The following is an 11,567-nucleotide window of genomic DNA, read 5'->3' on the forward strand; positions in this document are numbered from 1 at the left end:
GCCGAAAAGCTGAGTGACCGTGTATGCATTGTTGATCAAGGGAAAATCGTCACCTTAGACACTCCCGCTGCTTTAATTGATCGGCTCACGAAGGAACGAGAGGTCAGACTTACCTTTATTGATGGCGCTGAGGCAGCTCTTGAGACTGAGAAAGTCGCTACACTCCACCATGCTGTCGTCCGAACGAATCGCGAAGGCGCTTCGCTCCAGCTATGGACGACCCAGCCTGAAGAAACATTGTATGAGCTGTTTGGATTTACAAAGGATCGCGGCTTCCGCGTCGAGCAAATCTCTATTCGTGAAATGAGCCTGGAAGATGTATTCATTGCCTTCACCGGCAAGGAATGGAGGGATTAAGTTAAATGAACAACACCAAACAATTTTCCAAAATGTTTAGCGCCCAGGTCAAAATGATGTTTCGCGAAAAACAAGTATGGTTTTGGAATATCTTTTTTCCGATAATTTTAATGGTATTATTTATGGTTATTTTTGGCGGAGGCTCACCCGATAGCTTTAAAGCTACAATTGCCGTTGTTGATTCACAGCCGAATGCCAATTCGAGCATGCTGCTTGAGCAGCTGCGCCAAATCCCGGTATTCGAGTTTAAAGAAGAGCAGCCAATCACGAAGGAAGCCGGCAATACGCTCATTGAGAAACAAGATATCGATGCGCTCATTATTTTGCCTGAATCCGATAGCTCCACCACAATGCAGCTCGTTGTAAACAAAGCCAATGAGCAAGGCGCTACCACCCAGGCTATTGCCGGCATTTTGGATCAATTTATTCAACAGACGAATTGGACCGTTGCCAAAGCTACGCCAACATTCAGCTTAACTAGACAATCCATTTCGCAAGGCTCCGAGGATTTGAATTATGCGGACTTCCTGCTGACAGGCATGATCGGTCTAACACTCGCGCAGGGTGGTCTGTTCGGCATGGTCAGTCTAGTTGAGATGCGCAGAAAGGGACTGATGAAACGGCTTCGCATGACGCCAGCCAAAATGGGCCTTTACGGGCTGGCAGGCGTAATTGTAAAGCTGTTGCTCGGCGTTTTTCAAATCATTATTTTAACATTGATTGGCGTATTCGGTTTTGGCGCAAATCTTCATATTAATGTATTAAGCTTAGTTATTGCTTTCTTTGCAGGCGCACTCGTATTTAATGCGATGGGTTATTTATTCTCTTCCTTCAGTAAATCTATAGAAGCTTATATGGGGATATCCAACATTACCAGCATGCTCATGATGTTTCTTAGCGGTGTATTTATCCCACTCGAAATCATGCCAAACTGGCTGCAGCCTATTGCACAAATTTTGCCGCTTACTTACTTCGTGGAGGGCATGCGGGATGGTCTCATATACAATTCCGGGATCGTTTCAACCTCATTCTGGATCGGTATTGGCATTATGGTCACATGGGGCGTTGTGTCCTTCTTAATCGGCTCCCAAGTGTATAAATCGAAATCAGCTGTGGAAGCAGCCTAGTCGTAATCATAAGCTAAAAAATAGGGCTGTCACAAAAGTAGATCATCCTACTGAAGTGACAGCCCTATTTTACGATAATCGGATCTATACCTTGCAAGCAGAGTGCTTCAATTGCGATTTCTCGATTTGAATCGTCGAATGTTCAATTTGGAATCTGTCGGCCAGATGTTGAATCGCTTCCTGAAGAATGACTTGGCAATCCTTATCATCCTCAACAATAAGATGGCAGCTTAAGGAGTCTATTCCCGATGTTATTGTCCAAATATGAAGATCGTGAACGTCTTTGACACCTTGAATGTCTAGCAGTGCTTCTTTAACCTGCTCAGCATTCACATGAGCTGGGGTTCCTTCCATCAGAATATGAACGGTTGATTTAATCACTCCCCATGCGCTTCGCAAAATAAGAAGAGCAACGACTACACTAATAATCGGGTCAGCGATATACCAGGAAAATGAATACATCAAAATACCGGCAATGATCGCGCCTACCGAACCAATGGCATCTCCGATGACATGAAGATATGCACTGCGAACATTTAGATTGTCCTTCACATCCGCCTTCCGCATAAGAAACCATGCACTTGCTATATTAGCAAGCAAACCGATACCAGCTATAATCATCATCGACCCGCTCGCGACGGTCGGCGGTTCACCGAACCGCTTGATTGCCTCCGCAATGATAAACGCGGCGATAACGAACAGTGTAATGCCATTAAACAAGGCTGCCAATATTTCAAAACGATGAAATCCATAAGTGCGGTTAGAAGAAGCTGGACGCACGGCAATCCACATTGCTGCCAAGCTTAACGCCAGTGCCGCCGTATCGCTCAGCATATGCCCTGAATCAGACAATAGCGCCAACGAGTTCGTCACAAGTCCCCCTACAAACTCCAAAACCATAATACCTGCTGTAATAATAAGTGCGATCAACAGCCCCGCTTTATTGTTCGGAGCATGAGAATGTCCATGATGACCATGACCATGCGAGTGACCATGGTGGTGACCGTGATGGCTGTGATTCCCATGCGAATGCTTAGGTGCGTTCTGTTCATGGCTATGGTTATGGTCGCATGCTCCATCTCCATGATCATGTTGATGGTTTTCCGCAATGGCTGCTGTTTTTAAATTTTTCCCTAGTTTCCCATCCTGTGATCCGTTCATAATTCTCTCCCCCAATCCATTCCAACAGACTTTATTAGTCTGTATCTAAACCAACTATTTCATGAATGCAATCGAATTTCCATAACATATGAATACATGCTCATATGTTATTAAATTTATTATATGTAATTTATGCTAATGTTGCAACAACTTTTACGAACAAAAAAAGAGGCGCATCTCTGCACCTCCATTTCTATCGAATTCCGTTGATCTAACGAATATCGAAGCAGCTTAGCCTTTCAGCGGCTCTACTGCTTCAACCAGCTTTTCTTCCAGCTCCAATGTATAAGCAGTCCGCTGCTCGTCATTCCACTGAAGACGATTCGCCATCGCGGCTATGACCTGTGTTTTCCACTGCTGAACATATCCGATTCGGAAAAACAAATCACCCGTACGGCGAATAAAGAAATCGGTTGGCTTCACTGTCATTTCCGCCTCTATGGCGTAACGAAGCTGAACCGCTAGTATGAGCGGCAATTCAAAGGTTTCCGCCCAAGAGCCTGTGCTTTGCGCCAGTGAGAACAGCTGATCCACGTTTGAGCCATAACGCTGTGCCAGAAAAGCAGACTCTTCCTTGCTGAAGCCATAATGTGCTCCCTCTGCTGATTTCTTCTGAACAAAAGGCTCAAAACCTTTTGACCCGCCTAATTCCCCGCCTGACATCGTAATCGTCTTGGTTTCGCTTTTGGCAAAAGCTTTGCTGCCGCCCTCCTGCCCGAGCAGTTCTACTACTTTATCTACAACGGTTTCAGCCATCTTGCGATAACCCGTCAGCTTGCCGCCCGCAATCGAAATCAGCCCGGAATCCGATACAAAAATCTCATCACGACGCGATATTTCCGAAGGCGATTTCCCTTCTTGCTGTATAAGCGGGCGAAGGCCTGCCCAGCTTGATTCCACATCTGCTTCTACAAGCTTCAGGTCTGGGAACATAAAGTTAACAGCTTGCAGCAAATAAGTGCGATCCTCCAGCGTCATCACTGGATTGACGGTATTGCCCTTATAGTTGGTATCCGTCGTACCGAAATACGTTTTTCCCGCGCGTGGAATCGCGAATACCATGCGGCCATCCGGCGTATCGAAGTAGACGGCTTGACGCAATGGGAAACGACTCTGGTCGAAGACCACATGAACGCCTTTTGTCAGACGGAGCGTTTTCCCCTTCTTCGATCCATCAATTTCGCGAATATCATCGACCCAAGGGCCCGTAGCATTAATGACTTTAGTTGCCTTCAACTCGTATTCAGCGCCATTAATCATATCTTTAACCAACGTGCCTGTTATTTTACCGTCTTTGCCATAACGAAGCGTCTCAACCTTGGCATAGTTCACCGACAATGCGCCGGTTTCTACTGCCTTCTTCATCACTTCTATCGTTAGCCGTGCATCATCGGTACGGTATTCCACATAATATCCGCTACCCTTTAAGCCATCCCGCTTCAAAAGAGGTTCCTTAAACAGCGTATCCTCTACGTTCAGCATCATCCGGCGCTCTTTTCGTTTGACGCCAGCTAGAAAATCGTAAACGCGCAAACCAATCGATGTCGAGAACTTACCGAAGGTGCCGCCCTTATAAAGCGGAAGCAGCATCCATTCCGGTGTCGTAACATGCGGCCCGTTCTCATATACGATTGCCCGCTCCTTGCCAACCTCGGCTACGACACCAATCTCTAGCTGCTTCAAGTAACGCAAACCGCCATGGACCAGCTTCGTCGAACGGCTAGAGGTCCCAGCTGCAAAATCCTGCATCTCCACTAAAGCCACTTTCATACCGCGCGCAGCAGCATCAAGCGCAATACCCGCGCCAGTAATTCCTCCGCCTATGACGAGTACATCCAGCTGTGATTGCTGCATCTGCTTCAGTACTTGCTCACGATTTTGGGCGGCAAATATTTCTTTATTATGAATGGTCATCATTATTTCCTCCCGATTGTCTATTTATTATTGTTCTGCCATTTACAGTTCATTACTCATGAATGAATCTAAATAAACAAAAAAACCACTCAAACCGCTCCCCAATCCCTAAAAAGGGTGTGGAAGCGGTTCTCGTGGTTTCTCCTGATCTCCAACCGTTATTAACTTGCCATCAGTATAGCATAATTATTGCGCGAAAGCCATGGCCGCTCGGACTGCACGATGCCATCCGCTGTATAAATCGGCACGTGTCTCCTCTTCCATTGCAGGCTTAAATATTTTATCTACCTGTCTCAGCTTAGCCAGCTCCTCGCGGTTTTGCCAGAAGCCTACCGCAAGTCCAGCTAAATATGCAGCTCCAAGTGCTGTAGATTCATTTACTACTGGACGCTCCACGGGAACGCCAAGCAGATCACTTTGGAATTGCATAAGCATGTTGTTGGCAACGGCTCCGCCGTCTACACAAAGCGACTCCAGCGGCAAACCTGATTCCTCCTCCATAACGGAGAGAACATCTTTGGTCTGGTAAGCCAGCGACTCTAATACAGCACGGACAAAATGTGCCTTGGATGTCCCCCGCGTGAGTCCAAATACGGCTCCTCTAACATCGCTATTCCAGTACGGCGTACCGAGTCCAACAAATGCCGGCACGACATAAACGCCGTCCGAGGACTCCACCTGCTCCGCCAGTGCTTCCGTCTCGGAAGCCGATTCAATAAGCTCTAGACCATCTCTAAGCCACTGAATCGCAGCACCTGCCACAAATACGCTGCCTTCAAGCGCATATTCCAGCTTGCCATCAACCTCCCACGCAATCGTGGTGAGCAGCCCCTTCTCGGAGACGATTGCTTTGGTGCCTGTATTCATTAACATGAAGCAGCCCGTACCATATGTGTTTTTTGTATTTCCTTCTGCATAAGCATTTTGACCAAACAAAGCTGCTTGCTGATCACCAGCTGCACCTGCAACTGGAATTTTGCGTCCGATTATTTCATCAACCACATGTCCGTAAACTTCAGAGGAAGATCGAACCTCCGGCAGCATCGTTTTAGGAATGTTCAAAATATGCAGAAGCTCATCGTCCCAGCTCCGCTCATGGATGTTGAACATAAGCGTTCTAGAAGCATTCGAAACATCCGTTACATGCACCTGTCCACCGGTTAAATTCCAGATCAGCCACGTATCGATCGTGCCAAAGAGCAGCTCGCCTTTCTCAGCACGCTCGCGTGCGCCCTCCACATGCTCAAGCAGCCAGCTCACCTTCGTGCCTGAGAAATAAGCATCAATAAGCAGGCCCGTTTTCTCGTGAAACTGTTGCTCATAGCCGCTTTTCTTAAGACCATCACTAATTTCCGCCGTTTGGCGGGATTGCCATACGATCGCGTTATGAATCGGTTGACCCGTCGTTTTGTCCCAGACAACGGTTGTTTCCCGTTGATTCGTTATTCCGATTCCAGCAATTTGCTCAGCGGTAATGCCTGTTTTGGCCAGCAGCTCTGCCATTACCTTTTTCGTCGACTGCCATATAAACCTAGCATCTGCTTCTACCCATCCTGAATGCGGGTAAGACAGCGGAAGCTCTTCTCTTGCTATATCTACAATGGTTCCACTCTTATCGACGAGCAGCGCGCGCGTGCTGGTTGTGCCCTGATCGAGCGATAACATATACGTTTCCACTTGAACCCCTCCTTCACTTGTCAGCTTACGCTTATTTTCCTAGCTTCCACAGCTCTTTCCGTGATGTCGTTATCGCCGAAGCTCCCGCTTCAAGCGCCTGGCTGACATGCGCCTCCGTACGAATTAGTCCTCCCGCTATAATGGGAATGCCGCTCCGCTGCTTCACTTCACTTATAATATCCGGTATAACACCCGGCAGTACCTCAATGAAATCAGGACGATTTTTGTCCAGCACCGTATAACTTCTCTCCAAAGCATCCGAATCAATAAGAAATAATCGCTGAATGGCAATCAGTCCATTCTGCTTCGTACGACCAATAACGCTGGAACGCGTCGAGATAATGCCTGCAGGCCTAATAGACTGGCATAGAAACTCTGCCGCGTATTCATCGTTTTTCAAGCCATCGATCAAATCGGCATGCAGCAGTACCTTTTTGTTATGCTGACTCGCCAAGTCAACGATATGCTTTAATTGCCCCAAATGCCCACCAAGGAGCACCATGTATGAAAAAGGCGAAGCAAGCACCGCTTCCACATCCTTCAGCTTATGCACTGCCGGCAATACGTTTTGCCCGTTTAGCAACATCGACATCTTGCCACCCCCGCTCGAATGCTTGAATTTACTCGTCTTAGCGGCTGTTTTATTCAGCGCTTCACTCGTTTAATGCTGCTCTCACGTTCCTGCAGTTTGGTCGGCAATACGATCTTTTTCGCAATATCCCGCTTTGAAGCCAGACGATCAGCAAGCAGCTCAACAGCCGTCTCGCCCATATACTCCATATGCACCTTAACCGTCGTAAGCGGCGGCTGCAAAAAGGCTGAAATAGCGATATCATTGTAACCGACAATTGAAATATCTTCTGGCACACGAAGCTCCGCTTCATGGAGTGCTCGGAGGGCGCCGACGGCCATAGAATCATTTTCGATAAAAAAAGCGGTTGGCATTTTATTCGCTTTTATCGCTTGCTGCATCAGCTTATATCCGTCTTCGGAATACAAATGCTCTCCCGTATAAACAAGTTCTGCATCGTACAGTCCTTTATCAGTCATTCGTTCTATAAATACATGCTCACGCTCATCACGCACACGCTTATTATTTACTAAGTTATGCCCGCCAATATAACCGATTTCTGTGTGGCCAAGGCGAGTTAGATAATCAATCACTTCTGAAACCGACTTTCCGATATCAATAACAACAGAATCAAATCGATTGTCATCTGGGGAAGAATCAACGAACACAATAGGCTCCAGCCCCTCTGGAAAACGGTTCAGATCCTCTTTCTCGAAGCGCCCGATTGCGATGATGCCATCAAACGACTCGCCTCGCCAATCTTTCTCGTCAGAGTGGACTTGCATAAACAATTTTACCAAATCCATATTTCTATGGAAGCACTCTCGCTCGATTCCTAGCCGAATGGCCATGTAATAAGGATCAAGCATTTCCTCTTGATCAGAATACCAGTTCACAAGACCAACCCGGTAACGCTCTTTAAGCCCAGCACCGTTACGTTGGCGCAGCGTCTTGTAATTCAATTGCTGCGCGATTTCAAATATACGTTTGCGTGTCTCATCTGCAACCGATATGGCTGGATCATAATTAAGCACCCGCGACACGGTCGCAATTGAAACCTTTGCTTTTTGTGCAATCTCTTTAATTGTAGCCATATTACCTTTCCTTCCTGCTAACCCGTGACGATAAGTAAAATTATACTTTAATTTTACTAAAAATCAATAAAATCCATTTGAATAAAACAAAAGCTGCTCCCYATGGTTGCTAACCGTGAAGAGCAGCTTTGTTTGATGTATTATTCATGCTTCAAATGCTGAAGCGTCAGCATAAAGACTTGTTCTACATGATCGTCATCGAGCGAATAAAAGACGGTTTTCCCGACTTTCCTGCGCTTGACGATACGCATGTTACGCAGCAGCCGCAGCTGATGAGAAACCGCCGATTGCCCCATGGAGAGCACCTCAGTCAAATCATGAACGCAAAGTTCAGACTGCACTAGCGCATGGATAATCTTCACTCGCGTGGGATCGCCAAGCGCCTTGAACAAATCAGCCAACTGAGCAGCTGTTGTTTCATTAATCATTTTGCTTCTAACATTCTCTATGTTTACCTCAGAGCCTGCGCACGAATCATCACATGCTGCGACAACTTGATTATCCATCATCATCCCACCAACCCTATTCATCCTAAAGCATATTATAACATGTTTTGGTTGAGGGGGTGAATTTGAAATACCTGCTTGCAGCCTGCACTGATCTACCAAGCAAAGCGATAGCTGCCAGACCCTGCTTGTATCGTAACGCCTGCCTCGGTCTCAGCTGCTGATGTTATTCCCGCACTCTCGGCAAGCAACCCGCCACTCTCCGTTACCTTCGTTCCCGATTCCGCACCTGGCAAACGAATTTCCGCAGTGGTATTCGAAGGAATTGTCACATCAAGCGTGAAGTGCCCCTCTTCCGATTTGGACCATTTCGAGCTAACTGAGCCATATACCGTCTCAATCTTCCCTTCCGCCCACGTTAGCCCTTCGCCCGGAAGCGGTGCGATGACGATTCGTTTATAGCCAGGAGCAGCTTCCACCGTTTGAATGCCCGCTACCGTCCGGTACATCCAATCGCCAATCGCTCCGTAAGCATAATGGTTAAATGAGTTCATATCCTTGCTCCAGAAGCTTCCGTCTTCCTTGATACCGTCCCAATGCTCCCAAATCGTCGTAGCGCCTTTGGTCACAGGGTAGAGCCAGGATGGATAGGTTTGCTGAAGAAGCAGCCTATATGCCACATCGTTTTTACCAAAAGCACTAAGCACATGGTTCAAGTAAGGAGTACCGACAAAACCTGTCGTCAGATGGTCTTTGCTTTGCTCAATCAGCTCAGTCAGCTTGGCAATAGCGCGTTTCTCTGCTGCTTCATCCAAGAGTCCAAACATCAAGGCTAACACTTGAGCCGTTTGCGTCGGAACAGCCAACCGTCCAGCACCTGTTACAAACTCTTCTCTAAGCGCTGCTACAATATTGTCGTACAATTCCGAGTATCTCTTCGAATCAGCATCCTTGTTGAGCACAGCTGCCGTCTTCTGAACGATGGATACCGAATAGGCATAAAAGGCTGTCGCGATAAAATCCCGATCCGTTGCCCCTACATAATCGCCCGACTTGGCATCAAGTCCAAGCCAATCTCCGAAGTGAAAACCTGTATTCCATAAAAACTCATTTTCGCCTTGGCGCTGAATATACGTTACCCACGCCTGCATGCTGTCATATTGCTCTTCTAATATCCGTTTGTCTCCGTAACAAATATATAACGTCCAAGGGCAAATCACTGCTGCATCTCCCCATGCTGCCGAGGACATGTCATTCTCGCCCAGCACCTGAGGAACCACGAACGGAACGCCTCCGTCTTCTGCTTGATCCGCCTCTACATCCCGCAGCCACTTCGTGAAAAAAGGAGCGACGTTTGATAAATAGGATGCCGTTTGAATGAACATTTGCGCATCGCCGGTCCAGCCGAGACGCTCATCCCGCTGTGGGCAGTCGGTCGGTACGTCAAGGAAATTCCCCTTGAGGCCCCATTTGATATTATGCTGAAGCTGATTGACGAGCGGTTCAGAGCACTGAAACTCACCGGTTTCCTCCATATCCGAATGCAGCACAACACCTGTAAAATCATCAAGCTTAATGCTTTCCGTTTCAGGGAAGCCAATCAGCTGCACATATCGAAAGCCCTGAAACGTAAAGCGCGGCTCATATGTTTCGGTCTCTCCGCCCTTCAGCACATATCGAATCATTTGTTTTGCCGCACGCAGGTTTTCGGTGTAGAAATTGCCTTCCTGATCAAGCACCTCTGCATGCAGCAGTGCTACTTCGGAGCCCGCTTCTCCCTTTACGGCAAACTGCACCCAGCCAACCATGTTTTGGCCAAAATCAAGCACGGTTTCCCCTTTGGGTGTCGTAATCAGAGCAATTGGCTTTAACCTCTCCTGCTTGCGAACAGGCTCATTCACCTGCGGCCTAAGCATATGCTTCTCATGCTGAATCACTTCAGCCGTCTGCCACTCACTCGCATTGTCATCATAAGCGGCTGTACTCCAGCCCTCTTGTTCTAGGCGTGCATCATACGTTTCGCCATGATAAATTTCCGAGAACTGAATTGGACTGACGGCGGCCTTCCACTTCGTATCGGATACAATGACCTCTTCACGTCCATCCTCGTAAACGATGTGCATTTGCAGCAGCAGCGCCAAACGATCGCCGTACACGCAGCGCTGATTGCCCCACGCCAAGTTCCCTTTGTACCAGCCGTTTCCAAGGGAAGCGCCAATTGCATTCCCGCCTAATTTCAGCAGATCAGTCACATCATAAGTTTGCGTTTGCAGTGTATGATTGTAACTCGTCCAGCCCGGCGCAAAATAACTATCGCCAACTCGCTGCCCGTTCAGCTCTAGCTCATATATGCCGAGCGCAGTCGCATAAACCCGCGCTTCCTTCACTTTGCCTGTGAGCTCAAAGCTTCTCCTCATTAGCGGGCTAGGCTCCGCCTCAATTGGCAGCATCGCAAGCGGTGCAGCGATCCAGTCGCCAAGCCACTCGTCTGGACTAAGCAGCCCCATTTCCCAGAAGGCAACAGCAGACCAAGCGGTTGCATCTCCATCTTGATTCCAAGCCCGAACACGATAATAATAGCGTTTACAGGATTCACCGACAAAAGAGTCCAGCTCAACATGCGTTGACTGCTCGCTGTTTACGCATCCTGACTGCCATAGGATCGATGCAAAGTCTGGTTCTGCCGCAATCTCAATCTCGTAAGCCGTTTGAACAACTGCCCTCTCATCAGAATGTAATTTCCATCCTAAACGAGGTTTTGTCACTCCGATTCCAATTGGATTTTGCTGATATTCACAATATACTGCGCTAATTTCAAACATCCTATAATCCTCCTTAAGATCATTTACAACTATTAATTGATTGCCCGAGCTTATAATAGAGTTGGCGCCCTTTTTTTTGAGTGTTCGCCTTCCTTGCCACAACGCTTTACACTATAATTATAAAAAAGCATGCTTGAAAAATGTTGGGTAAAACGGACAATATCATGCGGCAAACAGGACATTTTCACAAAATGTAGAACTTGCGCAGGGAGAGCTCACGATGAACCATCCCGTAGAAACATACCGTGGTGAGTACTTTTTTCAGAACAACCAGCTGCTTTATGTTAATCGTGCAAGCGAAAGCATCATGAGCCCCTATCATGATCACGATTTTCTCGAATGCGTATATATTGCAGAAGGAGCCGGCTATCACCATATCGGAGATCAGGTGCATAAGG

The 11,567-nt window shown here is 47.4% G+C and carries 9 protein-coding genes and 1 pseudogene; 3 read left to right on the forward strand and 7 right to left on the reverse strand.

Annotated features, from left to right (window positions below):
• Together AC1DSE_RS20460 and AC1DSE_RS20465 are read left to right on the forward strand one after the other, a co-directional pair.
• Positions 1-357: pseudogene (locus tag AC1DSE_RS20460) on the forward strand (ABC transporter ATP-binding protein); the annotation flags it as partial.
• A 5-nt stretch (positions 358-362) separates the two neighbouring features.
• The gene (locus AC1DSE_RS20465; protein ID WP_477510348.1) at positions 363-1,484 is read left to right on the forward strand and encodes an ABC transporter permease; all 1,122 of its coding nucleotides are present in this window, start codon (positions 363-365) and stop codon (positions 1,482-1,484) included.
• Between the two features lie 84 nt (positions 1,485-1,568).
• On the opposite strand, the gene AC1DSE_RS20470 is transcribed toward AC1DSE_RS20465, so the two are convergent.
• The 7 genes from AC1DSE_RS20470 to AC1DSE_RS20500 form a co-directional block, all read right to left on the reverse strand.
• Complete coding sequence (locus AC1DSE_RS20470; RefSeq protein WP_477510347.1) at positions 1,569-2,645, reverse strand: cation diffusion facilitator family transporter; 1,077 nt, start codon at positions 2,643-2,645, stop codon at positions 1,569-1,571.
• A 231-nt stretch (positions 2,646-2,876) separates the two neighbouring features.
• Positions 2,877-4,559, reverse strand: a complete 1,683-nt coding sequence (locus tag AC1DSE_RS20475) for a glycerol-3-phosphate dehydrogenase/oxidase (protein ID WP_477528101.1) — start codon at positions 4,557-4,559, stop codon at positions 2,877-2,879.
• Positions 4,560-4,745: 186 nt separating this feature from the next.
• Positions 4,746-6,236, reverse strand: a complete 1,491-nt coding sequence (gene glpK / locus AC1DSE_RS20480; protein ID WP_477528100.1) for a glycerol kinase GlpK — start codon at positions 6,234-6,236, stop codon at positions 4,746-4,748.
• 31 nt (positions 6,237-6,267) lie between these two features.
• The gene (locus tag AC1DSE_RS20485; RefSeq protein WP_430063306.1) at positions 6,268-6,822 is read right to left on the reverse strand and encodes a glycerol-3-phosphate responsive antiterminator; all 555 of its coding nucleotides are present in this window, start codon (positions 6,820-6,822) and stop codon (positions 6,268-6,270) included.
• Between the two features lie 59 nt (positions 6,823-6,881).
• Entirely contained in the window at positions 6,882-7,901 is a 1,020-nt protein-coding gene (locus AC1DSE_RS20490) for a LacI family DNA-binding transcriptional regulator (protein WP_477510345.1), read from the reverse strand.
• Positions 7,902-8,041: 140 nt separating this feature from the next.
• A complete protein-coding gene (locus tag AC1DSE_RS20495; protein WP_372238973.1) occupies positions 8,042-8,410 on the reverse strand; it encodes an ArsR/SmtB family transcription factor in 369 nt (122 codons plus the stop codon).
• A gap of 92 nt (positions 8,411-8,502) precedes the next feature.
• Positions 8,503-11,169, reverse strand: coding sequence for a family 78 glycoside hydrolase catalytic domain (locus AC1DSE_RS20500; protein ID WP_477510344.1), 2,667 nt, complete (start codon positions 11,167-11,169; stop codon positions 8,503-8,505).
• A 220-nt stretch (positions 11,170-11,389) separates the two neighbouring features.
• Here AC1DSE_RS20500 and AC1DSE_RS20505 point away from each other — a divergent pair.
• A partial coding sequence (locus AC1DSE_RS20505) for an AraC family ligand binding domain-containing protein (RefSeq protein WP_477528102.1) occupies positions 11,390-11,567 on the forward strand: 178 nt, incomplete at its 3' end.

Source organism: Paenibacillus sp. 01L418, assembly GCF_056400045.1.